The following is a 24,490-nucleotide window of genomic DNA, read 5'->3' as shown; positions in this document are numbered from 1 at the left end:
TGTACTCCGCGCCCGAGTGGCGGWATTGGCAGACGCGCCGCACTCAAAAAGCGGTATCGAAAGGTGTGTGGGTTCGAGTCCCACCTCGGGCACAGCATAACCCCTCGTCAGAGGGGTTTTTGCTTTAACGTGTTGACATAGCTTGTGGTGGCGTTCCTCTGACGCTAGGTTCGCGGGCTGTGGCCCGGCCGCCGCGGTGGGCCTATTCAGGTGTGTGGGGTGGCGGTTCAGGGCCCTGGCTGGCGGGCCCTCCGCCTGCTGGGATGTAGGGTAATTTGTCCTCTTCTCTGGCGTGTTCTGGTGGCCCTTATCGGCCATACACCTTCATGTCCAAGGGGTGTGTTGACGACATGACCAAGAATGATTTGTCCTGGTTTCCCACCGTTCAGTTTCTTGCGGTCCAAAGCAATCCGGCTACGGCGGGTTTGTCCGGCGAATGCGGGTGTGGATACTGTCCACACTTAGGTCTGCTTTTTTCGTTGACCCTCAGGCTGTCTCCGTCTTTACTTCTCGGCCTACATAAGTTCATGCGGCCGCGAGTCTTCAACGACCTGATTCCCGTGAGACGCAAGGTTCTCGGGGGGAGCTGCAGGCGCAGGCTGTGGGGGGCCGGAGCGGTCGCACCGAAACAGGAGTTCATGCCCGCACGTTAGTGGTCGTGTTAGTGGATAGCTGGCCAGTCGCCACGTTCGCGATCAATTCCGCTCTCAGTACACCTAGGACGCAGGGCCCCCTTGGCGGTTAGGGTCTTTGCATGTTGCCCGAGGCCGACAACTCGAAGCTGACATCGCGGGGACGGGATCAACTGCGGCAGGAAGAATGCCTTCCGTGCTCCTTCCGTAACGGCAGCTAAGAGCCTTTCACGCGGAACGTCGCCGCAGGGGGATGTTTCCGGCCGCGGGCGATTGGGGTCTTGAAGGATCGCTGGGGAGTAAAGGGAAGCCTGACGACGTCAGATTAGGGTGTACCCCATGCTGACTACCAGGACCGTACTTCGCAGCTGCGGTCAGCAATGCACGTGCGTTTGTTCCCAACATCGGACCACGACGTTGGCCCTTGTTTGAACCGACCAGACCGCGGTGCCTAAAGTGATCCCAGGTAGGGCTGGACCGCATCGGGAAGTCGTCTCGCAGACGCTATAAGGGGGACAGATCTAATTCATATGTCTATCCGTACGGCACCATGGGAGATAAGGCGACGGGGTGAGGAGCACGCCACAAGCTCTTGAGCTGGCTGCCTGAACGGCAGTTTCGAGCGCCAAGATCAGCTGAGTCTCCTTGTCGGCAGAGTGTTGGACGAACAGGTCAGCGATGATCCTTTACAAGGTCTTATCCGTTCTTGTGATGAGTTTGCGGGGCATGCTGTTGTTTCCTTGGGATACGGGCCCAGGTACGAAACCGAGGCTGGGCATCATGTCGGTGCCTGGCTGGGGCAGGTGGGCGTCGCCGATAAAACCTGGTAGCTCACTCCGCGGCTGCGACCTGGCTGGCGACGCGGTATCCGGCGTCCTTCAGTTCAGTGGCATGGGATGCAATGATGACGTCGGCGAAATTGTCAGCATAGTCTCCGAGGTCGGGGTGGATTGAGCCGACTATGGCGTAGACGGGTTTTCCGGTGCGGCGGGCAAGGATCTCCGAAATGATCTTGCCTTGTCCCGTCTGTGAGTCGAGGCGGCCTTCGCCGACCACGATGGCGTCGGCCTCCGCTGCCGATCGGTCAAAGTCCAGGAGGTCCAGCACGAATTTTGCTCCGGGTACTAACGCCGCCCCGTACATCGACCACATGCCTCCGCTGAAGCCACCTGCCGCGCCGGTTCGTGGGACCCCGCGCGGATCGCGCGGGTAGTCCGAGGCTTGGGCGTTTAGCCGGGCGGTGAGCTGATCTACCTCCGTCGGTCCTGCGCCCTTCTGCGGTCCGAAGACGCGGGCGGCGTCCTCGAAGGCAGTGGTTACGTCGCTGAGCACTGTCACGGAGGCGCCGCGTAACCCGCCGCGCTCCTCGATCGCTGTGATCGCGCCGCTGCCTCCGTCGGTTGTCGCGCTGCCGCCGGCGGCGACGAGGATCCGGCGGGCACCGCTTGCGGCTGCGTGGGCCATCAGGACGCCTGTTCCGTAGGTGTCGGCCGTGAGGGCGTTCCGCTCTCCCGGGCAGGGTGCGGTGATGCCGCTGGCTGCGGCCAGGCCGATCACTGCCGTGCCGTTCGGGGCCAGCCCGTAGGAGGCCCGTAGCGGATCGCGCCAGGGGCCGACGGTGTCCACGCGGACCTCCTCGGCTCCGAGGGAGCTGCTCAGAATTTCGTAGGTGCCCTCACCGCCGTCGGCTACGGGGAGTTCGGTGGCGTCGGCGCCGTAGGCCCGGGCGCCGGCGGCGATCAGGTTGGCGACGCGGGAGGCGGTGAAGGTGCCTTTGAAGCTGTCGGGGGCGATGAGGATGTGCATGTTCTTTGTCCTAGAAGCCGACGTTGTCGCGGCCCTTGAGTTGGAGCATTTCGCGGGCTTCGTCCGGGGTGGCCACTTCGAAGTTCAGCGCTTCGAGGATGGTTCTGATGCGCCGGACTTGTTCGGCGTTGGTTTTGGCCAATTCGCCGGGTCCGATCCACAGGGAGTCTTCCAGGCCCACGCGGACGTGGGATCCCATGGCGGCGCCGATGGTGGCCAGTGGCATCTGGTTCTTGCCGGCGCCCAGGATGGACCATTCGTAGTTATCGCCCAGGAGGCGGTCTGCTGTGCGGCGCATGTGCATGAGGTCTTCCGGGTGGGCTCCGATGCCCCCCAGGAGCCCGAAGACGGACTGTACGAACAGTGGTCCGCGCGCGAGGCCGCGGTCGTGGAAATGCGCGAGGTTGTTCAGGTGGGAGATGTCGTAGCACTCGAACTCGAAGCGGGTTCCGTTGGAGTTTCCGATGTTAAGGATGGTTTCGATGTCGGCGAAGGTGTTCTTGAAGACCAGGTCGCGGCTTCGCTCGAGTCCTTCGCGTTCCCATTCATGCTCGAAGTCTTTGAAGCGGTCCAGCATTGGGTACAGCCCGAAGTTCATTGAGCCCATGTTCAGGCTTGCCAGTTCCGGCTTGAAGACGGAGGCCGGAAGCATGCGCTCCTCGACCGTCATGTGCGGGGATCCGCCGGTGGTGATGTTGATGACGGCGTTGGTGTTGGCTTTGAGCTTGGCGAGGATTGGTTCGAAGTGGGCGGGGTCCTGGGACGGGCGGCCGTCTTTGGGGTCCCTGGCGTGCATGTGGACGATTGCCGCGCCGGCTTCGGCTGCGCCGATGGCGGCGTCGGCGATCTCCTCGGCGCTGACGGGCAGGTAAGGGGACATCGATGGGGTGTGGATGGCGCCTGTGACGGCGGAGGTGATGATGACCTTGCGTTTGCGGGACATGATGATGCTTCTTTCGGGGAGAATGTTTTCCTGCAGGCACCGAGTTGAACGTCTCGGTGCCTGCAGTCGTGTTGGTGAGGAAGAAGAGGCGTGCCATGTCGGCGGTGTCTTCGTGACGTTCTGATGGACGCGGTGCGGGGGTGCGGGGAGTCCGCTGTCCGTGGGTCCGCTAGTGAACGGCTACAGCCTTCGGATCTGCCTTTTTGGAACCGCGTTTGAGTCCAAGTGTGAGGAGCGCGCCGATGATGCACATGCCGGCAACGAACCAGAGGCCGGCCATCTTCGACCCGGTGGCGTCCTCTACGAATCCCATGACGTATGGTCCGGTAAAGCCGCCGAACAGGCCCACGGTGTTGACGAACGCCAGGCCGGCAGCCAGGGAGGACCCGGAGAGCCGGGTCGTGGGGTAGGTGTAGAGGACCGGCAGCAGTGCGTAGAAGTTAAAGGCCGCGAGGCTGAAACCGATCAGTCCCAGGACGGGGCCGCCGATGGCACCGAGCGTGAAGCCGGCCGCAATCCCGATCATCGTCGTGGTGGTTATCAGCTTGGAGYGCGAACCGGTGGTGGCCAGCTTTGGTATCGTCAAGGCGCCTACAGCGGAGAAGACCCACGGGATGGCGGTCAGCAGGCCAATCTGGATGGGACTGAGCTTTCCGTAGGTGCCGATGACGGAGGGCAGGAAGAAGGCAAGGGTGTAGAAGGCAATCTGGTGAGTGAAGTAGATCGCAACCACGAGCAGGATCTGCTTGTCCTTCACGATGTGGCGCAGTTTTGAGTTACCGGCGGCCTTCGCGCCGGCCTGCTCTTCGGCGGCGATCCGCGCCTCAAGGTCTTCGGCCTCATCCCGGGTGAGGAACTTGGCGTCGGTGGGCTTGTTCGGCAGCGTCTTCCAGATGATGACAGCCAGGGCACACGCGGGAAGGCCTTCGAGGAGGAACATCCACTGCCATCCATGCAACCCTACGAGGCCGTCCAGGGTCAGCAGCAAACCGCCGAGCGGGGCGCCGATGATGTTGGCAATGGATCCGCCGAGCAGGAACATGCCGTTGGCCTTGGCCCGGTGCTCGAGCGTGAACCACTGGGTGATCAGGTACAGGACTCCGGGGAACAGGCCGGCCTCGGCAATGCCTAGCAGCATGCGCATGATGTAGAAGGACGTTTCGCCCTGAACAAACATCATGCCCGCTGAGAGCAGGCCCCAGGTGATCATGATGCGCGTGATCCAGAAGCGGGCTCCGACCTTGTGCATGATGAGGTTGGAGGGGATCTCGGACAGCGCGTAGGTCAGGAAGAATATGCCGGCGCCGATGCCATAGGCGGTTGCGGAAATGCCGAGGTCAATTTCCAGGCGGTCCTTGGCCATACCGATGTTGGTACGGTCGAGGAAAGCCATGACGTAGGCGGCGATCAGCAGGGGCATCAGGCGCCGGTATATGACCTTGTTAATGGTTTTGGGCGGCCTCATTGCCGTCCCGACGGTGTCAGTGGACATGGGTGTGCCTTCTCTTGTTAATGGGTTGCCCGGAAATGGCCGGGGAGTGTGCTGCTGTTACGCGGATGCCGGAGGCTTCAAGGGGATGCTGGAGCTGCTCCTGCTGGGCATCCGCAGGACGTGCCGATATGCAGCCGGTGCGCGCATATCGTCTGGGTGTACGTGGTTCGGGGGGACGCGATCTGGTCCAGCAGCAGCTCGAATGCCCGGTCCGCCATCTGCTTGACGGGTTGGACGATGGTGGTCATGCCGATCAGTCGTGAGCGGCTGTGCGTCAGTCCGTCGCTGCCAACGACAGCTACGTCTTCCGGGATTCGAAGCCCACGGGCCAAGGCGTGTTCCATGACCCCCATGGCGATTTCATCCGATCCGCAGACAATCGCCCGAGGTGGGGCAGATGAGTCCAGCAGCTGCTGCGCGGCGACCAGCCCTCCGTCGGCGCTCAGGCGCGTGCTGATTTTGCGCGGGCCACTGATGTCGGCGCCGGCCGCCGCCGCTGTACGGACGAAGGCGATTTCACGGGCCATGGAGGCTGTTGAGAATCGCGGACCGATCACGGTCGCGATCTCGGTGTAGCCATGGTCCAGGATGTGCTGCATGAGCTGGGACGCCGCCGTGTCATCGTCGATTCCCACGAAGTCGCCAGGGACGTGGTCCGCACGCCGGGAGAGGTAGACATAGGGAATGCGCCGTTGCCTCAGCGTGCGTAGTGCACGGGAGTCTTCCCGGAGAGCGCCGGCGATGATGACCCCGTCGACGTTTCGTGCCGCCAGCGTTGAGGCGATCTGGGCGAGGGATTCAGGGTCATCGAATGTTGTGGCGACGAAGACGTCGAACCCCTCGGCCGCCGAAGCGGTGATGATGTGCTGCGCCCATCCTGTGTGCATCGGGTTGGTGATGTTGGGAAGGATGAAACCGACGACGCGCGTGAGCAACGGGTCGGGCAGGCGGCCGTGGCCGGATGGCCGGTAGCCGAGTTCGTTGGCGATCTTCAGAATCTGCCGGCGTGTATCAGCCGATACGCCTTGGCGGCCATTCATCACATAGCTGACCGTGGCCGGTGAAACGCCTGCTGCACGGGCAACAGCAGCAGCAGAGATCTTCGCGGGACGCTGTGAATTCTGCACGGGCGTCACGGCTGCTGTAGCACCGACCATCGTGTTTCCTTTCAACGTCGTAAGGGGATTCCCAGCTGGAAGTCTTTGTGATGTCCATTACAGCCGGGCGAGATGGTGTTAAGCAACGTTAAGTAAAATGTAATGAAGCTTCGTTAGTTCTACGGCATGAAACCGGTCTGAGGAGGTGGCGCGCTGGACTCGCGGTGACGGCAGACGGGGCTCCGGCGGCGCTTATCCAGCGGGCCGAAGGGTTTCGCACTGTCATGCGGTCGGGCCGGAGATGTGTTGCCCGACGGCGTTGTCTTAGGGCGCGCTTCATGGGCGTGTAACGGGGGAGCGGACCTGAGGCGGCCGTGGCCTCGTTGTGGCTTAGGTCGGAGTTGGTTCGTGGAGCTGCCGGTGGGCCTGGGCCAGTTCCACGTAGCGGGTGGCGTTGGCTTGGACCCCGCGTATTCCTCGTCGGTCAGTTCACGTCGTACTTTGGCCGGGATCCCGGCGACGAGTGAACGCGGCGGAACTACGGCGCCTTCCAGTACCACGGCGCCTGCGGCTACCAGTGAACCTGTGCCGATGACGGCTCCGTTGAGGATTGTGGCGTTCATTCCGATGAGGCAGTCGTCCTCTACGGTGCAACCGTGGAGGACTGCGGAGTGCCCGACGCTGATGCGGTCGCCCAGCGTGCAGGGATAGCCGGGGTCGGCGTGGAGCACCACGTTGTCCTGCAGGTTTGTGCCCACGCCCACGGCGATCGCTGCAGTGTCCGCCCGGACGGAGACCCCGTAAAAGGCACTCGCTTCCTTACCGAGTGTGGCCCTGCCGATGATGGCGGCAGTCGGTGCCACGAAGGCGGATTGGTGGATATCCGGCTTGGTGCCGGCGAAGGGGTAGATGGGAGCCATTGGCCCTGAACCTCCGAAACGTTAAGGAATGTCTAAGGCGTCTCCGTGGCCCGGTGGCAGCCTGAACGATGGGACGGGGTTCGCCGGCGCTGTTGCAGCGACCGCTACCGCCGTCTGGCAAGCGCACAAAGGCGCATTTGTCATGCCGGGGCCTGGATGAATTCTTGGTCAGGGTATGGACCTGGACAAGAGATCTATGCGTTTTTGGAGAGGAACGGCGGCGGGCCGAGCCGTTCCTTGAGGGCCTTGAGTTCAGAGTAGGCCCGGTCCCTGTAATTGGCGATCTCTTGCGCTGCGGCCGGATCCATGGTGAGGAACCCCTGCCCGGTCTTGAGGCCAAGATGCCCTTCGGCGACTTTGCCCTTGAGGACTTCGGGCGCTGCGAGGCGGCTGCCGTAAGCACTTTCAATGCTGCGGAAGGAGTTTTCATAGACGTCCAGGCCGGCGATGTCAGCAATTGCAAAGGGTCCGAAGAAGGCCAGACGGAAGCCGAAGGCATTGCTGACGACCTCGTCGACTACCTCCGGCGTGGCCAGGCCCTCTTCGACCATGGATGAGGCTTCCTTGAACAGAGCGTACTGGAGCCGGTTGGCGACGAATCCGGCCGAGTCGGCGACGCGCGTGGCGACTTTGCAAGCCTTCTTCAGCAGCTCCTCCACGGCGCCGATTGCTTCCGGTGACGTGTTTTCCGTGGGGATGATTTCCACGGAAGGAACGAAGAATGACGGGTTCATCCAGTGCACGCCGAGGAAGTTTTGGGGCCGGGTGACGGACTCTGCCAGGGTGCCAATGGGAATGGCCGAAGTGTTGCTGCCAATAACGGTGTGCGGGCCGGCTGCGTTGCTGATGCGTGCCAAGGTGGCTTGCTTGAGGTCAAGGATCTCCGGAACTGCCTCGCTGACGTAGTCGGCTCCTTCGACGGCGCTTTCGATGCTCTCGGCGGCTCGCAGATTGGCCACCAGCAGGTCATGGGCGCCCTCAGGGAACAGTCCCCTCGACTCATAGTCCTTGCCCTCTTCAACCAGGCGGCGCACTGAGTTTTGGGCGGCCTCGGCCGTGACATCCGCCAGGGCGCATGGCAGGCCTGCCAGGGCCAGGGTCTGCGCAATCCCTCCACCCATGTATCCGCCGCCGACGACAGCAACTTTGGTAATTTCAGTGGGCATTCGAACTCCTTTGTATAGCCGGGCATGACCCGGTTCCTGACTTTTGATTGCCGCAATGAATGGGCAAGGCCGTCAGGGCGTTTTCGGCAGCAGCAGCCGCTTGCTTGGCGGTATGCCGTGCCGTAGGTAGGGGTCTTGGAGCCACGTCGATGTGGGCACCCGGACGATGACCTCGCTCGCTGGCATGTCCGTCTGCTAGGAGCGTAGAGCGGGGACCGGTGGTAAGCAACGTTAAGTTCGGGGGAGAGGATCCGACCCGGCGGGGCATGGAGGCGTCACTTGGTTCCTGGCGCGGACGCCGAACACGCTGGCGGCTCGGGAGCAATAAGGGGCTAGCAGGCTCAGCGGGGACGTCCCTTTTTTCGGAAGCTGAGGGGTCTGTGTGATCATCGCTTGATCTTCTAAGTTGTCCCGGCATTGATAAGTCGCCGGGGTCTTTTCGGGGTGGTCTGACGCTCAGGTTGGCCACTGCCGGATTCAGATCCAGTTGGTTGCTTCCGGTGCCTGGCCGATGACTGCGCCGTTCTGTTCCGGTGACGCCGCCGTTGCCGCCGCGGCCGGGGGCCCACCGGGTTGGGTGATAGCGGCGAGCGGTCCGGAGATGACCTGGGGTGCTGCCGCCTCGGTGTTGCTGAAGGTCATCGTGCTCGGCTGGTCGGTGACTTTCACCAGCACTCCGGTGTCGGCTGCCGCAAACCTTATTGAGGAATCACTCCCTCCGCTCAGAGGCCGTACGGGCCAAAACGGGCAACTGCGACACCAGCGGCAAGGATGCCCAAGACGAGGTTGATGATGACGTTGGGCGTTTCGTGGCGGCGGCCGTGAGTGATGGCAGCGCCTGCCATGAGGAAGAAGAGCCCGGCCGCGGCTGTGGGCACCAGCACCGTGGCTATTCCCAGTAGTGCCGGCAGGATGAGGCCGAGGGCGGCGAGGATTTCGAGTGCGCCGATGCGCTTGACGGCGCCGTCGGAGAAGTCTTCCACCCAGCCTTGGCCGGCGGCCGCGAGCTTCGCCTTGGGTTGGGCAATTTTCATGGTTCCTGCGGCAAGGAAGAGAAGGGCGAGTACGGCGGTGATGATCCAGAGGGCGACGTTCATGATGTTCTTCTTTCGTGAGTCACAGGGTTGTTCGTGGCTGGGGCCGTCATGCGACTTCCATCGCGTTCCGGTGGTCGGCGAGTATTTCGCGGACCATCGGCACGACTTTGCTCCCGTAGAGTTCGACGGCTTTGAGGCGTGCGCTGATTGGCTGGGCTCCGGAAGTGAAGATGAGGTCGAAGCGGCCAACGTCCAGTGAGGCCACGRCACGGGCGATTCTCCTGGCGACGGTCTCCGGTGAGCCGATGTACATCGAGCCGTTCCGGGTTTCGGCCTCGAAATCTTCGCGGCGGACGGGCGGCCAGYCGCGGAGGGCTCCGATGCGGTCCCTGACCACCTTGTAGTGGGGCCAGAAGATCTCTTTGGCTTCGTCGTCGGAATCCGCAATGAACCCGGGGGAGTGCATTCCTACCGGCCACGCCGTCGTGTTGAAGTCCGCGGCAGCCCGTTTGTAGAGGTCGATGAAGGGCGTGAACCGTTCGGGCTGTCCGCCGATAATGGCGAGCATCATGGGGAACCCGTATTTCGCCGTGCGGACCACTGACTGGGGCGTGCCGCCGACGCCTACCCACGTCCGCAGACCGCCCTCAGTCTTGGGGTAGACATCGGCATCAACCAGCGGTGCACGCATGGTGCCTTTCCAGGTCACGGGTTTCTCGTCAAGGAGTCGTGCGAACAGTTCAATCTTCTCCTCAAAGAGCACGTCGTAGTCTTTGAGGTCGTAGCCGAAGAGGGGGAACGACTCGGTGAAGGAACCCCGCCCCAGAATGACCTCGGCGCGGCCGTTGGACAGCGCATCCACTGTCGCAAATCGCTGGAAGACGCGCACGGGGTCATCGGAGCTGAGCACCGTCACGCCGGATCCAAGGCGGATGCGTGAGGTGCGCGTGGCCATGCCGGCCAGGACAGTCTCGGGGGCCGAGACTGAATATTCCGGGCGGTGGTGCTCACCGACAGTAAAGGCATCCACACCCAACTGGTCGGCCAGCACGGCCTCGTCGACCAACTGCCGGATCGCACGGGCATGGCTGACTGGTGCGCCCTGGTCGTCAACAGGGACGTCGCCGAAGGTGTCCAGGCCAAAGATCACTTCGCTCATGGGTCTCCTCTAGTTGATATGTCAATTACTTAATTGACGCGTCAATCATCACCCCGTATGGTTGACATGTCAAACGAAGACGAGGTGGTTATGGAACAAAGCGGTAAGAGTGCCCGGCGGAGTCTTACTCCGGATGAACTGGCCGTATGGCGCGAGTATGTCGAGACGGCAGAGGCGATAAGACAGGCTTTGGCGACGGGACTGCAGGCCACCTCCGGCGTTTCCCCGGGCGACTACGCGGTGCTCCTGGCCCTGAGCGAGTCCGAAGGACACCGTTTGCGATCCTCCACGCTCGCCGCGGGTGTCGGATGGGAGCGCAGCCGACTTTCGCACCACCTGGGTCGCATGGAATCCCGGGGGCTCATTCGACGGCGTAAGTCGGGTAACGACAGCCGTGGCGCAGAGGTGGAACTTACCGACGACGGAGCACGGACTTTCCGCGCTTCCTCAGCGCCGCATCTTCGGCTCGTCCGCCGGTTCTTCATCGAAGCCCTCACGCCTGAAGACCTCGAAGCCGTTGGAAAGGTTGCAAAGAGCTTGCGCCGCCACCTGAACGAACTCGCACATGAACGTGGAACCGACCAGGGCCTAGCCGTCGTCGAACCTTCTCCGGGTGGCACCATTTAGTCGAAACCCGTGCGGTCCTCGACGGTCCAGGCTTCGTAGAACTCGGCCTTTCGTAGGGTCTTCTGTTGCGTTCCGGAGGGTGGAGTCCGGATCAGCGTCGGAGGACGCCCGCCATGGCTTGCGACTGATTTCCTGTGGAGTTGCGGCGGCGATTGTTTTGTATGGCCGTCTGCTGTTGCGGGTCGCTCTGGTGGAGGAATCACCGCTGGGTGTAAGGGGCCGGCGGGCAACCCGGGTCCCGGGCAGGGAAGGAGATTGTTGCGGGGAGATAAGCATAATGTTGGACGGTGAACAGTATGAAGGAATTCGGCTCCGGCCAAGAGGCTGCCAACGATCATCGCGTCCTGGTCTTCGGGCGCCTTCTGGGTGCGGCGAACCGGCTGGAGTTTCTTCTTGGCCGCGACCTGGAGCAGGAGTTCGGCATCAGCCATTCCCTTTTTGAACTGCTTCTCCTCGCAGGACGGGCGGGCGACCAGGGAATCCCGGTGCGTGACATCGCCCAAGCGAGGGTGTTGACGTCAGGCGGAGCCACGCGGTTGGTGCAGCGCGCCTCAGCGCTGGGCCTTATTGAACGGGAGAGCTCCGTTTCCGACGCCCGTGTCCAGTTGATCCGCCTCTCGGCGCACGGCGAAGACTTGCTCCTCAGAGCCGGTAGCCGCCACGTGCAGAGTATCGAACGGTACCTGCTCGACCTACTCTCACCCGCAGAGGCCGAGGTGTTCTCGGAGGCCGTCAAAAGGATCAGCAAGAATGCTGCGCAGGAATTGCCGATCATGCCGTGAACGATTGGGCATAACTCCCAACAATAGCTGACTAGTCAGCTATTGTTGGATCTGAGTGAGCGTGCATTGCGTGACTCGCTTCGGGGCGTTCTCGAGGGCATCCGAGAGAGGTTAACCAGTAATGTCACTGAATTTTGAGGTCTTCGATCTCGACTTCCCCGCAGGTTCACCAAACAAGTCGGCAACGTTGGTTATCGGCCCGTCCAAGGCAATGCTTGTGGACGCAGGCTTCACCCGGGCCGACGGCCACCGTCTCGTTGCGGCCATCTTGGACTCCGGCAAAGAGCTGGAAACCGTCTTCATCAGCCACGCCGACCCGGACTTCTACTTCGGCCTGGAAGTCTTCGCCGATGCGTTCCCGGATGCCACAATCCTGGCGACCCCGATAGTCATCGAGCACATCCAGGCGACATTCGAGGGCAAACTCAAGGCCTGGGCAGCACTGGGCGCCAACCTCCCGACCCGCCTGGCCGTGATCGCGCCCCTGAATGCAGGCGCAATTGAACTCGACGGGTACCGCTTTGACCTTCGCGGCGGCTCTGACCTGCTTCCTGACAGGCACTACCTCTTCAACGCTGATCAGAAAGCAGTGGTCGGCGGGGTCCTGGTCTTCCAGGAAGAACACGTCTGGACCGCAGACACCCCCACCCCCGAACAGCGCTCGGCATGGATCGAACTCCTTGACCAGATGCAGGCCCTGAACCCACAACTCGTCATAGCGGGCCACCGGCTGCCCGGAACCGCCAACGATGCCACGGCCATCGATTACACGCGGTCCTACCTCCGGGAATTCGAAGGGATACTTGCCCGCTCAGCCGATGCCGCCGCCGGCACGGCCGCCCTGATCGAAAGCTACCCAAACTCCGGAATGCTCATCGCACCGCAAATCGGAACCAAGGTCGCCAAGGGGGAAATGACATGGGGCTGAATGACGCCGCTGAACCTGCCCGCTCAAGCTCGCCTCGGGACGTCATCCGCCGTCAGTATCTGGCCTCAGCAGCAGGTGACCTCGAAGCGCTCCGCGCCACGATGGTCCCTGATGTCGAATGGACGGAGATGGCCGGCTTCCCCTTGCAGGGACCTACCGCACGCCCAACGAAGTGACCTCCAACGTCATGGAAATTCTCGGTAGAGACTGGGAGGGGCGGGCGGCCCACGACGACACCTACATCGTCGAAGGTGAAAACGTAGTGGTCCTCGCCCGGTACACCGCCAGGCACCGGGCAACCGGGAAACCCTTGACCGTCCGGGTGGCCCACCACTTCATCGTCCGCGGCGGACTTATCGTACGCTTCGAACAATTCGTCGACACCGCAAGGGTTGCCGAAGCAGGCCTGCCCGGGGACCGCTGACCGAATCCGCATAGGCCTGACGGCGACAACGCCAAAAGAGTCGGTGCCGTCAGCATTTCCTTACCGCCCACTGGCATCAAGACCACCGAGTGCGCATGTGATCGGTTGGCAGAGTCACCAATACATACCTGCATGTGCCGGGTTACAGCCAAGACGCGGTTCTCGTCCCTAGGGCTCTCACCGGAAGCCGAGAGCAGTCCTCACTGGTTCTGCAATGAGAGGAAGCCCTTGCACGCGGTTGATGCCACGCGGTACGCAAAAGCCTGCATTGTGGTGAGGGGCTTCCTCGTTGAGCGCGGCACGCGGCCCGGCTCCGCGTCCGGTCCTGAACGCGGCGGGACGACCGTTCGCCCAGGAACCGACGGTCGAAGATAGTCCGTGGCCGCGGGCCGCACTCCCATCGGTCCGTCTCGGGTCCGGAGCAGTAAAAGCAGTCAGCGTCCCCACGCCGGCGCAAATGCTCTGGTCTTCGGCCAGCATCCCTCGGGACGCTGAAGCCCGGCCCGCCTCAGCTTCAGGGGCGGGCGAGTACATGGTGGTCAATGAGATGGTCGGCGATCGACATGGCCGAGGTTGCCGCCGGTGACGGAGCATTGCGCAGTAGCGTGACGGGTCCGACCTGGTCGATGGCGAAATCATCCAGGAGCGAGCCATCACTGGCCCATGCCTGGGCCCGGACACCAGCGGCGGTTTTAGCGGTCAGGTCGGCCATCTCGAGCTCAGGAATAAACCGGCTCGCTTCCTTGAAGTAAAGCGGTTTGATGAGGGACGCGGCGATTTCCTTGGCTCCCATCCGCCAGTGCTGCTTCGCCAAGGTGGGCGCCCCTGGCCAGGTCGCCGACGCCCAGGTGTCCTTGAGTGAGATGGTCCGCCAACCGTAGCCTTCGCGGGCCAAGGCTGGGACAGCGTTGGGACCAACGTGGATGTCGTCATAGACGCCCCGGGTGAAGTGAACGCCGAGGAAGGGGAAGCTGGGATCAGGTACGGGGTAGATCATGCCTTTGACGAGGTGCTGCTTCGCCGCTGACAGAGCCCAGTATTCACCACGGAAGGGCAGGATTTTGGGTGAGGGGGAGGCGCCTACGAACTGGGCAACCAGATCGGATTGCAGTCCGGCGCAGACAATGAGGCGGTCGAAAACTAGTTCTGCTGCGCTGGTGGTTACCTGGACCTTGCCGTTGGCATGCGCGATCCGGGTGACTTCGTGTCCGAGGAGTATCCGGCCGCCGGCTTGGCGGATGTCCTCGGCCATGGCTTCAGTAATTGCGGCGTAGTCGACGACGGCGGTGTGCGGGGAGTGCAGGGCGGCGACGCCGGCAGCGTGTGGCTCAATTTCCTTGATTTGTTCGGCGTTGAGGCGGCGCAGGCCGGGCACGTTGTTGGCGACCGACCGTTTTTCGATATTCTCCAGTGCGGGCAGCTCTTCTGCTGTCAAAGCTACGACGAGTTTGCCGACTTCCCGGTAGGGGAGGTTCTTTTCCAGGCAGTAGTCGCGGGTGAGGTGCCTGCCGCGGGCGCACAGGGTCGCTTTGAGCGACCCCGGGGCGTAGTATAGCCCGGCATGGACCACGCCGGAGTTGTGTCCTGTCTGGTGCATGGCGACGCGGTGCTCTTTTTCCACTACCGTTACCTCGCCCATTCCTCRCTGGGTGAGGGCGCGGGCGATTGCGATGCCCACGATGCCTCCGCCGATGATGCCAATCTGTTCGGTCATCGTTGTCTCTGTTTCTTGTCTGGCTCCCCTGCGGGGATGCGTTTAAATTTGTGTGTTAATGCACAGGTCAGCTGGCCGTCCAGCCGCCGTCGACCATCAGTAGCTGGCCGGTAATGTAGCTGGATGCGTCGGAAGCCAGGAACACCGCGGCGCCGGCGAGTTCTTCCGGTTCGCCGAATCTGTTCATCGGTATCCGCTGGAGCATTCGCTCTTTCCGCTCAGTGTCGTTGAACACGGCTTCTGTGAGCTTGGTCCGGATGTAGCCGGGCCCCAGACCGTTGACCCGGATGCCCCGTCCGGCCCACTCGAGGCTGAGGTTTCGGAGAACTCCGTATATCCCGGACTTACTGGCCGTGTAGGCGACAACGGAGGGCAGGGAGAGCTGGCTTGAGAGCGACCCTATGAAGATGTGGCTCCCGCGGCGGCCTTTTTCAAGTTGGCGTCTTCCGAGTTCCTGGCTGAGCAGGAACGGGGCGGTCAGGTTGATGCTGATGACGCGGTCCCACTCATCAGGGTCAAAAGACTCTGCCGGTTCGCGGTGCTGCACCCCGGCGGCATGGACGACGACGTCGATTCCGCCGCCCAGCCCATTTTCGACTTGGTCGAGTAGCGGCGCTGCGGCACCCCGGACCGATACGTCTGTAGGGAACGCAGTGGCTGCTGGTCCGATTGCTCTTGCCGCGCTGTGGAGTTCGTCTTCGCTGCGGGACACCAGCGCCACTTGAGCGCCGGCTTGTGCGAGTCCGTTGGCGATGGCATATCCCAGGCCGCGGCCGGCGCCTGTGACAAGTGCGCGCTTCCCTTCAAGGGAGAATTGGTTTCCTTCGCTCATTACTGCGTCCGGATCGCGGCAGTTTTGATGCGGGTGTAGAAGCTCAGCGCTTCAAGGCCCTGCTCCTTGAAGGGGGAACCGGAGTCCTTGAAACCGCCAAAGGGGTGGTGGATGTCCCAGCCGGTGGTGGGCTGGTTTACCGAGACCTGTCCGGTGTCGACGCTGTTGATGAAGGCAAATGCGTGGCCAAGGTCTTTGGTGAAGACGGCGCTGGAGAGTCCGTAGGCCGAGTCGTTCACCGCGTCGATGGCTTCTTCTACAGTGTCCACGACGGTCATAGCCAGCACCGGCCCGAAGACCTCGTCCCTCCAGATATCCAGGTCGGTTGAGATACCTAAAAGTGTTGGTTCCACAAAGGCGCCGGTCTGGCGTTGTTCCTCTCCGAGGGGAGCGGTGGCAATGACTTCGGCGCCCTGGCGGATCGCCGTTGAGATGTGGGCTTGGATCTGCTGCTGCGCTTTTTTGCTGACGACGGGACCGAGGCTTGCGTCCGGGGTGTTCCCGCTGGCAACTTTGAGTTCCGCTACGGCGGCCACCAGTTTGCTGCGGATCTGGGTTTCGATGCTCCGCTGCACGATGAGGCGGCTGGTGGCGGTGCACCGCTGCCCGGCCTGGGCGAAGGCGCCGGCGATTATTGTGGGGACGGCTGCGTCCAGGTCGGCGTCTTCGAGGACGACTGCCGCGTTTTTTCCGCCCATTTCGGTTTGCACCCGAATGCCTGTCCCGGCGAGTTCCTTCTGCAGCTGTACTCCGATCTCAGTCGATCCTGTAAACGAGACTGCACGCAGCCCTTGATGTGATGTGAGCTTCTGCCCAATGTCCGCTCCGCGGCCTGTGACGGTGCCGAGCACGCCGGCAGGAAGGCCCGCCTTGTGAAGAAGTTCGGCGAGCTTGAGCGCGATGATCGGTGTTTCGCTGGCCGGCTTGAGTACTACGGCGTTGCCGGCTAGCAGCGCGGGGGCGAGCTTCCTCGCCGGTGTCAGCAGGGGGTCGTTCCACGGTGTGATGAGGAGGACGACGCCGATTGGTTCGCGGATCTGGCTGGCGAATGTGCCCGGGCGGGCGTCGGGCAGGTACTCTCCGAACGGAAGCCGGGCGAGGCCGCCGTAGTATTCAAAGAATTCGGCCGACTTCCCGACTTCGCCCGTGGCTTCTGCCCGGGTCTTGCCCATCTCGGTGACGATGGTGGCAACCAGGTCCTCCGAGTGCTCCCGGATCAGGGAGGCTGTGTTCAGGAGAATCCGCCCTCGCTCCAGGTGGCCGGTCTTCTTCCATGTCTTCGCGCCCTCGGCAGCGGCGTTGAAGACCTCGTCCAGATCGTTCGGGCCCATGGCTGGGACCTGGCCGATGATGTCGCCGTTCGTGGCCGGGTCCGTGACATCCAGGGTTGTTCCCAGGCTGGCGTGGACGAATTCGCCGTTGACCAGGTTCTTAACTAGTCCGATCGTCATCTTGTCTGCTCCTGTGCGCTTTGTGCTGTTGTAGTGTGTGGCCGTGGTCATCGGTTCACCGTGGCTGCTTGGGCCGTAGCTTCGAAGGCGGCGGCCAGGTCGCCTGTGCGCATTGCGGATACGAGGCGCTCCAGGGATTCTTCTTCCAGTGGTTCGGGGTTGGTCGGCCTGGGGTATTCCCGGACGCAGCGCTGGGCTATGGATGCTTCGGCGTGCTCCGGGATGTTCGCTTCGTCCAGAGTGGTCGGCAGTCCCAGCCGCCTGGACAGATCAAGGATTTCCTGGGCGGCGGTGTGCAGGTCTTCGCTCGTTCCTCCGGTGATGGCGCGCGCCAGCGCTGACGCCAGCATGGGATCAAGGTTCTGGTTGTAGGCGATGCAGTAGGGCAGCGCGAGGGCGCAGGAAGTGCCGTGCGGCATGGGGTTTTCATAGGACAGGCAGTACGCCAGCGAATGGCCCATCACTACGCCTGCGTTCAGGGCCTGGCCGGCCAGGTGCGAACCCCAGAGGCAGCGCGCGAGGGCGTCCTGGTCCCCCTCGGCGGCCTTGTCCAGGCTAGGCATCAGCATCTCTATGGCGCCGATTGCATGGTGGGCGGACAGGGGCGACGCGCTGGTGGCCATGAGCGATTCAATGGCATGTGCCAGTGCATCCATTCCCGTGGACGCCACGACACCCCGGGGCAGGGAGGCAACCAGGTCGGGGTCAATGATGGCCGCCTGTGGARCGTATCGCGTACAGGAGGAGACGCGCTTTGCACCATCAACGGTGACCATGGCAATGCGTGTGGCCTCCGCGCCGGTCCCGCAGGTTGTCGGGATCAGCACCAGCGGCGCTACGCCGTGCGGCGGATCCACAACCCCCAGCCAGTCAGCTGAAGTGCCGTCGTTGAGCATCAACAAAGAGATGATCTTTGAAGAGTCCAGAACGGAACCTCCGCCGATTCCGATGATGGCACCAGCCCTGGCCGCACGCGCCTCTTCGGCGGCCGCGTCGACAATCTCCGCCGTGGGCTCGCTTCCGAAGCCTGTCCGAAGCACTACGCGGAAGCCCCCGTCCTCAAGGGCAAGGAGCAGATTTTCCGCCAGTCCGAAATTTACAACAGCGTCGTCGGCTGCAACGAGGACCGTTCCTCCCGCAAGGCCGAACTGGTCGCGGAGCACCTTTACGATCTGCTTGGTGGAGCCGCGTCCTCCGAGAACGGCGGCTGGTGCCAAGAACTCTGTCGGCAGAGCAAGATCGGGAACCCATCGTTTTGACATCGTCGTCACACTTTCCTGATTGGATACAATTTCCAAAATAAAGTTAACCGACACAACCGCTCGGCGTCAAGGAGTGCTGGGGCGGGACTCGCGGGAAACGCGTTGGTATCCCATGGAAATAGGGGGGTTTATGGGCGGCCGATCCGACAAGTACCTAGCGCCGATCCTTGGCGCCCCCGCCGCCGGAACGCTCGCGCCTAGGTTCGACAAGTCTTTTTTGGATACAATCAGCCTAATTGAAGATCTCTGGCCGCGAGGCGAGATTGAGCCGGGTGCGGCGGATGTGCCCGCGGACCAAGCCGGCTGCTGCATCGTGGTCCCTCCTGGCGATGCTGTCGACAATGAGCCGGTGCTCCGCATCCGTGGCCCACTGCTGCTCCAAGTCCAGACCCTGTGCAAAGGCCCGCCGGTAGTGCTGCGTCGTGTTCCAGAACCGCTGCACCAGATCGTGCAGGAGGCCGAACTCGGCGCCGGCGTAGGTCAGCAGATGGAATTCGCGGTCGACGCGCAGAAACGTCTCGACGTCGGTGGCTGCCGCGATCTCCTCTGCCAGCTCACGCAGTCTTTGGATTTGGCTTTCGGTTAGGTTGTCGATGCTTTCCCTGACGGCCAGGGATTCAACCTGCTCGCGGAGCTTGTAGGTCTGGTCGAACTCGAAGGCATCCAATTTGGCTACCCATGCCCCGGCATTCGGAACAATCGTGACCAGACCCTCAGCCTCAAGAAGCTTCAACCCTTCTCTGACAGGGATGCGGCTTGCGTCAAAACGTTCGGCGAGTTCCTCCTGCCCGATTCGTTCCCCTGGCCGCAGTTTCCCTTCGAGGACGTCCTGGCGGAGTTCCTGTGCTATCCGCCTGCCGGTTGCCCCGGCAGTCTTCTCGTCCTTCATACGCCCTCTTCCACATTTGAATCTGTAGCTTGTCAACCCAGTATGGACGTTGGGATGTCGCAGTGCGGGGAGGATCGTCAGGTCTTGTGTGGCCACGGCCCCACGTTGCGAGGAGTTGTGGGGCCCTGGCTGCTTTGGGGCGAAGTCCGGTGCTGTAGCGCGCCGAACGTTTCACGGGCTGTGGAGGGCGCTAGCCACCTTCCGCTGGCTGGCGTAGGGGTCGGCGATGCCGATGTACTGGGTGTAGAGGTATTCCTCGATGCCTTCCAGGCCGCCTTCGCGGCCCAGGCCGGACTGCTTGACGCCGCCGAACGGGGCGGCGGCGTTGGACACGACGCCGGCGTTCAGGCCCAGCATGCCGGTCTCGAGGCGTTCGCCCATCCGGATGCCCCGGTTCAGGTCCCGGGTGAAGACGTACGCGACGAGGCCGTATTCGGTGTTGTTCGCGAGCCGGATGGCCTCGTCCTCGGTGTCGAAGGTGATGATCGGGGCGACGGGGCCAAAGATTTCCTCGGACAGGATCCGGGTGCCCTCGGTCACGCCGGTGAGGATGGTGGGCTGGTAGAAGTAGCCCGGGCCCTCCACGGCCGCGCCGCCGGTCACCGCGACCGCGCCGGCGGCGACGGCGTCGGTGACGAGCTCGTGGACCTTGTCCCGGCTCTTCGCATCGATCAGCGGGCCGACCTTGGATTCGGCCTCGGTGCCCCGGGCCGTGGTCATCTCCTTCATCTTCGCGGCGAACTTCGCCGCGAACTCGTCCGCGACGGACTCGTGCACGATGAACCGGTTCGCCGCGGTGCAGGCCTCGCCCATGTTCCGCAGCTTCGCCAGCATCGCCCCGGCGACGGCGGCGTCGACGTCGGCGTCCCCGAACACCACGAACGGGGCGTTCCCGCCCAGCTCCATCGAGGTCCGCAGCACCGTTTCGGAGGCGTCGGCCAGCAGCCGGCGGCCAACCTCGGTGGAGCCGGTGAAGGAGAGCTTGCGCAGGCGCTGGTCCTTGACCAGCGGGCCGGTCGTGGCCCCGGCGGTGGAGGTCGGGATGACGTTCAGGACACCGGCGGGCAGCCCGGCCTCCACCATCACGGCCGCGAACAGCTGGGAGGTCAGCGGGGTCAGGTTCGCGGACTTGAGCACCATCGTGCAGCCGGCCGCGACGGCCGGGGCGATCTTCCGGGTGGCCATCGCCAGCGGGAAGTTCCACGGCGTGATCAAAAGACAGGCACCCACCGGCTTCTTGGTCACCAGCAGCCGGGACTTCCCGTCCGGGGAGACCGAGTAGCGGCCGAACGCACGGACGGCCTCCTCGGAGAACCAGCGCAGGAACTCGGCGCCGTAGGTGACCTCTCCGCGGGCCTCGGCCAAAGGCTTGCCCATCTCCAGGGTCATCAGCAACGCGAAGTCCTCGGCACGGGCCGTGACCAGCTCGAAGGCGCGGCGCAGGATCTCCCCGCGCTCCCGGGCCGGGACCTTCGCCCAGGACTCCTGCGCCGCGGCAGCCGCGTCCAGGGCCGCCATGCCGTCCTCAGGACCGGCATCGGCGATGCTCAACAGCACCTTGCCCGTCGCCGGGTCCTCGACGTCGAACGTCTTCCCGGACGCGGCCGGACGCCACTCACCGTTGATCAGCAGGCCCGTCGGGACCGAGTCCAGTAGTTCGAGTTCTTTAATGGCGGGAACAGACATTCTTTTCTTCCATTCAATGAGGCGTTAAGTATTCAGCGGCAGTGCGGGGGGACACCGGCCGTCGGGGTCAGGCAGCGGCTGCCGTCGCGCCGTGTTTGCATAGAGGCCTTAGTAGGCTTTGACCCGTTGCTCGACGACCAAGTGGATGAGCGCGAACACGCGGTCCTCATGGATGGCCGCCAGTGCCGCCTCAACGGCGCTGGGGATGTCCCGGTCGTGTTCGACTTTGATGCCGAAGCCGCCGAAAGCTTGGGCCATGAGCGCGAATTCCGGGTTTTTGAGCTGGGTGCCTGAAACCCTGTGAGGGTAGTGGCGTTCCTGATGGGTGCGGATGGTGCCGTATTCCTGGTTGTCCATCACGATCACCAGGGGAGTGGCGCCGTACTGAGCGGCGGTTGCGAGTTCCTGGCCGTTCATGAGGAATTCGCCGTCGCCGGCGATGGTGACGATACGCCTGCCGGGGTAGGCCAGGGAGGCGGCGATGGCGGAGGGGACGGAGTAGCCCATGGAACCGTTGCGGGCGCTGATCATGGACGCGTAGCGCTGGGTGGGGAAATACCGGTGCGCCCAGTTCGTGTGCTCGCCGGCACCGAGGGTGACCATCGCATCAGCGGGCAGCGTCGGAACGAGGTTGGCCATTAGCGTGTCCATCCGGGCCTGGCCGTCGACCGGCGAGGCCGGAGGGAGGGCGGCGAAAGATTCCTGCTCGGTACGCATCCGCGAGGTCCAGGCCTTCCACTCGCTCTTGACCGGTAGGTCGATTTTGACGAGATCCCGGATGAACACGTCGGGTTTGGCGACGATCTGATATGACACCGGGCCGGAGCGGCCGCGGAGGGAGGGGTCGATGGTGACCAGGAAGTTCTTCTTGTTCCAGTCCTGCCTGCAGAGGAACCCGTCGGTGATGACATCACCGGGGACCGTGCCAACAAAGACAAGCAGGTCGGTCTCCTCCAGCAGGTCGTAGGTGGGCCGCGGGCGCCCATAGCCGATCGGTCCGACATACGACGGGGAGTGGAACGGGACGGTGCCCTCAGTGCGCCACTCGGCTGCCGCAGGAATATGGTGCTTCTCCAACCATCGAGTCAGCAGGTCCGCGCCTTCCTGCGTCCAGTCGTTCCCGCCGGTTACAAACAGCGGTTTAGTGGATGCTGCCAAGGCGGTGGCGAGGGCACCGGAATCCGCGGTGGTCATTCCTCCGGTTGCAACGGGGATGGGCGGGTGCAGTGTTGAGTCAATGTCCTGGCGAATGACGTCCTCGGGAAGGCCGACGACCACGGGGCCGGGCCGGCCGCTCATTGCCGCAAAAAAAGCTTCGGCCACAATTTCGGAGGCGCGCTCCGCGTGATCCAGAACCATCACCCGCTTGGCCCCGGTGTCGAACCAGGCTTTGATGTCGAATTCCTGGAATGCCTCGCGGTCCCGGTGAGCGAAGGGGATGAGACCGACGAATAGCACCATCGGCGTGGAGTCCTGCCAAGCGGTATGCAGGCCGACATGGGCGTTGGCTGCCCCTGGGCCTCTCGTCACCATTGCGACGCCGGGAAGCTGGTTCATCTTCCCGTCGGCTTCGGCCATGTAGGCGGCCCCGCCCTCGTGGCGGCACACAATGGTTTCAATAGTGGAGTCGTGCAGCCCGTCCAGGACGTCGAGGAAGCTTTCCCCGGGGACTACGTGGGCGCGCTGGACACCGTGGGCCACAAGTGAGTCAACGATGACATGCCCTGCCGACTTGATCGCGGCCGCTGCTGCAGGCCGTGGGCTGGATTGGGGCGCACCGGGCCGTGTTGGAGGAATGGTGGCCGGTAACTTCATTGTTTCTTCCTTCTGTATTGGACTGCTGGTTCGCCGAGGGCAACCGTGACGGGATGTTGTCCGGATGAGTGAACAACGCCTTCCCCGGGGTTTGGTCAGTTTGCGGGCGCTGAGCTTTTTTGAAAGATGTCTGGCCGCGCTGCCAGCGTCAGACGTGTTCTCCGGATGTGGGCGCGGATGAGATTTCCCGCCGTTTCGTGGTCTTTTCTGACAATGCTGTCCACGATGAGGTGGTGTTCTGCATCTGTCGCCCACTGCTGCTCGAGCTGGAGTTCCTGCGCGAAAACGCGGCGATAATGCACTGTGGAATTCCAGCACCGATGGACGATGTCGTGCAGGAGGGGAAAAGAGGCTCCCGCATATGTCGACAGGTGGAATTCCTGATCGAGGCGCATGAATGTCTCGGCATCGGACGCTTCGGTGATTTTGTCGGCGAGCCTTTGGAGCCGGTCAGTTTGCGATGGTGTCAGCCTGTCAATACTTTCGCGGAGCACCAGACTTTCAACCTGTTCACGCAGCTTGTAAATCTGGTCGAACTCGAAGGCGTCCAGACTGGAAACCCACGCGCCGCTGTTGGGGACAATGGTAACCAGCCCTTCGGCTTCGAGGATCTTAAGACCCTCCCTGACCGGGATCCTGCTGGCGTCGAAGCGTTCGGCCAGCACCTCCTGCCCGATTCGCTCCCCTGGGGTGAGGAGGCCTTGGAGAATGTCGGCGCGTAGCTGTTCGGCTATGTTCCGGCCTGTCCTCCCGGCCATGCGGGTGGTTTCCACAGGTTCCCCTTTTCCGTTGGGATGATGTCTGGATTGTTAGCGGCGGAGAGTCGCCATGGTTCACCGGCAGCCATGTGGCGTGACGTTCGTTGGCTCCCACTGGGTTCGGCGCCAGAAGAAGGACCGAACCCAGCCAGAGCCAAGAGGAAATGAGCTATCTAGGAGTGGAAGAAGCCCAAAAGCCGCGGGTAGACAACTTCAGGAATTTCGAGGGTTGGGCTGTGCCCGACGCCGTCGAAGATGACTAGTTCGCTGTTGGGAAGTCCGTCAGCCACTTCTTGAGCCCAGGCCGGCGGTCGCGCACTATCCTCGGTCCCTGAAAATATCAGAACCGGGAAGTCGATCTTCGGAAGAAGGTCCAATGCACTCTCCCTGGTCATCACGCCCATCATCGCCGGGCGGAGGCGCCGGGGCACCGCATTGATTCGGTCCCGCCAAAGCGACACCATGTCTGCGCGCTCCGGGTCTGCAAGGCAGGTCGCCCCGAACATGATTTCCATCGTCTCTTCCAACACATCGCCCACAAACCCGTGGACACTGGCGCGCTCGGTCCAGTCGACGTATTCCTTATGCGTTTCACCGCGGGCAGAGGAGCCGGCCATCACCATCTTGTGGAACAGCTCGGGTCTGCGCGCGGCCACTCGCACGCCAACATCACCGCCCATTGACTGGACGAGGAGATTGATATCTTTCAGAACCATTGAGTCGATCAGGGCCAGAATGTCCTCGGCGTTCTCATCCATAGTGATGACGTCCACATCCTGAAGGTCGCTTCTTCCTTGACCTCGGAACTCGGGACGAATGACGCGGAATTTCCCTGCGGCAGCCTCGACCAGACCGTCGAACATGCGGGAATCGAGGAACAGCGAGTGCAGGCAGAGGATGACGGGCAAATCCGCTTCGCCGGTGTCATCAACGAAGAGGTGCGTGTCGCGCACCTTCACAACTTCTTGGGTCCTGGGCATGTCTATACAACTCCTATGTTGTTTCGAGTGAGACGGGAGGATGAGCTTGGCGCAGCGAGGGCGAATCTGCCGCCAACTACGGAAGGTGGG

The 24,490-nt window shown here is 62.8% G+C and carries 21 protein-coding genes, 1 tRNA gene and 1 pseudogene; 5 read left to right on the top strand and 18 right to left on the bottom strand.

Translation table 11 applies throughout. The features are described 5' to 3' along the window. The first annotated feature begins 10 nt into the window (after window positions 1–10). Window positions 11–92, top strand: a tRNA-Leu gene (locus AC1DR1_RS20185). Between the two features lie 1,371 nt (window positions 93–1,463). Here AC1DR1_RS20185 and AC1DR1_RS20180 read toward each other — a convergent pair. The 9 genes and pseudogenes from AC1DR1_RS20180 to AC1DR1_RS20140 all read right to left on the bottom strand — a co-directional run bounded on the left by AC1DR1_RS20180 (window position 1,464) and on the right by AC1DR1_RS20140 (window position 10,252). Next, the gene (locus AC1DR1_RS20180; RefSeq protein ID WP_229995883.1) at window positions 1,464–2,438 is read right to left on the bottom strand and encodes a glycerate kinase; all 975 of its coding nucleotides are present in this window, start codon (window positions 2,436–2,438) and stop codon (window positions 1,464–1,466) included. A gap of 10 nt (window positions 2,439–2,448) precedes the next feature. Continuing rightward, on the bottom strand, window positions 2,449–3,381 hold the full coding sequence (kce, locus tag AC1DR1_RS20175; RefSeq protein WP_476967818.1) for a 3,5-dioxohexanoate:acetyl-CoA acetone transferase: 933 nt from the start codon (window positions 3,379–3,381) through the stop codon (window positions 2,449–2,451). Between the two features lie 169 nt (window positions 3,382–3,550). Then, a complete protein-coding gene (locus tag AC1DR1_RS20170; RefSeq protein WP_476993175.1) occupies window positions 3,551–4,873 on the bottom strand; it encodes an MFS transporter in 1,323 nt (440 codons plus the stop codon). Window positions 4,874–4,950: 77 nt separating this feature from the next. After that, window positions 4,951–6,030 (bottom strand): LacI family DNA-binding transcriptional regulator, encoded by a 1,080-nt coding sequence (locus tag AC1DR1_RS20165; protein ID WP_229995270.1) that lies wholly within the window; start codon window positions 6,028–6,030, stop codon window positions 4,951–4,953. Window positions 6,031–6,360: 330 nt separating this feature from the next. Continuing rightward, a pseudogene (locus AC1DR1_RS20160) lies at window positions 6,361–6,890 on the bottom strand (gamma carbonic anhydrase family protein). A 194-nt stretch (window positions 6,891–7,084) separates the two neighbouring features. After that, on the bottom strand, window positions 7,085–8,056 hold the full coding sequence (locus AC1DR1_RS20155; protein ID WP_229995269.1) for a 3-hydroxyacyl-CoA dehydrogenase family protein: 972 nt from the start codon (window positions 8,054–8,056) through the stop codon (window positions 7,085–7,087). A gap of 477 nt (window positions 8,057–8,533) precedes the next feature. Continuing rightward, window positions 8,534–8,725 (bottom strand): hypothetical protein, encoded by a 192-nt coding sequence (locus AC1DR1_RS20150; protein WP_229995268.1) that lies wholly within the window; start codon window positions 8,723–8,725, stop codon window positions 8,534–8,536. 53 nt (window positions 8,726–8,778) lie between these two features. Beyond that, window positions 8,779–9,153 carry a DoxX family protein gene (locus AC1DR1_RS20145; RefSeq protein WP_229995267.1) on the bottom strand — a complete coding sequence of 125 codons (375 nt, stop codon included), beginning with the start codon at window positions 9,151–9,153 and terminating at the stop codon, window positions 8,779–8,781. A gap of 46 nt (window positions 9,154–9,199) precedes the next feature. Continuing rightward, complete coding sequence (locus AC1DR1_RS20140) at window positions 9,200–10,252, bottom strand: LLM class flavin-dependent oxidoreductase (RefSeq protein WP_476993174.1); 1,053 nt, start codon at window positions 10,250–10,252, stop codon at window positions 9,200–9,202. Between the two features lie 66 nt (window positions 10,253–10,318). Between AC1DR1_RS20140 and AC1DR1_RS20135 the strand changes: the two genes are divergently transcribed. The 4 genes from AC1DR1_RS20135 to AC1DR1_RS20120 all read left to right on the top strand — a co-directional run bounded on the left by AC1DR1_RS20135 (window position 10,319) and on the right by AC1DR1_RS20120 (window position 13,013). Next, window positions 10,319–10,879: a MarR family winged helix-turn-helix transcriptional regulator gene (locus AC1DR1_RS20135; RefSeq protein ID WP_229995265.1), complete on the top strand. Its 561-nt coding sequence runs from the start codon at window positions 10,319–10,321 to the stop codon at window positions 10,877–10,879. A gap of 296 nt (window positions 10,880–11,175) precedes the next feature. Then, window positions 11,176–11,661 (top strand): MarR family winged helix-turn-helix transcriptional regulator, encoded by a 486-nt coding sequence (locus AC1DR1_RS20130; protein WP_229995264.1) that lies wholly within the window; start codon window positions 11,176–11,178, stop codon window positions 11,659–11,661. 121 nt (window positions 11,662–11,782) lie between these two features. Continuing rightward, a complete protein-coding gene (locus AC1DR1_RS20125; protein ID WP_229995263.1) occupies window positions 11,783–12,589 on the top strand; it encodes an MBL fold metallo-hydrolase in 807 nt (268 codons plus the stop codon). A 118-nt stretch (window positions 12,590–12,707) separates the two neighbouring features. Beyond that, window positions 12,708–13,013, top strand: a complete 306-nt coding sequence (locus AC1DR1_RS20120; RefSeq protein WP_229995262.1) for a nuclear transport factor 2 family protein — start codon at window positions 12,708–12,710, stop codon at window positions 13,011–13,013. A 514-nt stretch (window positions 13,014–13,527) separates the two neighbouring features. Here the strand turns inward: AC1DR1_RS20120 and lhgO are convergent. The 9 genes from lhgO to AC1DR1_RS20075 form a co-directional block, all read right to left on the bottom strand. Continuing rightward, complete coding sequence (gene lhgO, locus AC1DR1_RS20115; RefSeq protein WP_476993173.1) at window positions 13,528–14,727, bottom strand: L-2-hydroxyglutarate oxidase; 1,200 nt, start codon at window positions 14,725–14,727, stop codon at window positions 13,528–13,530. Window positions 14,728–14,794: 67 nt separating this feature from the next. Further along, window positions 14,795–15,559, bottom strand: coding sequence for an SDR family NAD(P)-dependent oxidoreductase (locus tag AC1DR1_RS20110; protein ID WP_229995260.1), 765 nt, complete (start codon window positions 15,557–15,559; stop codon window positions 14,795–14,797). Beyond that, window positions 15,559–17,010 (bottom strand): aldehyde dehydrogenase family protein, encoded by a 1,452-nt coding sequence (locus AC1DR1_RS20105; protein ID WP_229995259.1) that lies wholly within the window; start codon window positions 17,008–17,010, stop codon window positions 15,559–15,561. Before AC1DR1_RS20105 ends, AC1DR1_RS20110 begins: the two co-directional genes overlap by 1 nt. Window positions 17,011–17,057: 47 nt before the next feature. Continuing rightward, complete coding sequence (locus AC1DR1_RS20100) at window positions 17,058–18,272, bottom strand: iron-containing alcohol dehydrogenase (RefSeq protein ID WP_476993172.1); 1,215 nt, start codon at window positions 18,270–18,272, stop codon at window positions 17,058–17,060. A 232-nt stretch (window positions 18,273–18,504) separates the two neighbouring features. After that, on the bottom strand, window positions 18,505–19,161 hold the full coding sequence (locus AC1DR1_RS20095; RefSeq protein WP_229995257.1) for a GntR family transcriptional regulator: 657 nt from the start codon (window positions 19,159–19,161) through the stop codon (window positions 18,505–18,507). Window positions 19,162–19,332: 171 nt separating this feature from the next. After that, a complete protein-coding gene (locus AC1DR1_RS20090) occupies window positions 19,333–20,847 on the bottom strand; it encodes an NAD-dependent succinate-semialdehyde dehydrogenase (RefSeq protein WP_476993171.1) in 1,515 nt (504 codons plus the stop codon). A gap of 108 nt (window positions 20,848–20,955) precedes the next feature. Continuing rightward, window positions 20,956–22,662, bottom strand: coding sequence for a thiamine pyrophosphate-dependent enzyme (locus AC1DR1_RS20085; protein WP_229995255.1), 1,707 nt, complete (start codon window positions 22,660–22,662; stop codon window positions 20,956–20,958). A 95-nt stretch (window positions 22,663–22,757) separates the two neighbouring features. Continuing rightward, on the bottom strand, window positions 22,758–23,435 hold the full coding sequence (locus AC1DR1_RS20080) for a GntR family transcriptional regulator (RefSeq protein WP_229995254.1): 678 nt from the start codon (window positions 23,433–23,435) through the stop codon (window positions 22,758–22,760). Window positions 23,436–23,593: 158 nt separating this feature from the next. Then, window positions 23,594–24,400 (bottom strand): alpha/beta fold hydrolase, encoded by an 807-nt coding sequence (locus AC1DR1_RS20075; RefSeq protein ID WP_229995253.1) that lies wholly within the window; start codon window positions 24,398–24,400, stop codon window positions 23,594–23,596. Window positions 24,401–24,490 lie beyond the last annotated feature (90 nt).

The organism is Arthrobacter sp. P4_F10, assembly GCF_056401435.1.
The sequence above is the reverse complement of the archived record's forward strand: the minus strand, read 5'-3'. Positions and strand labels throughout refer to the sequence as shown.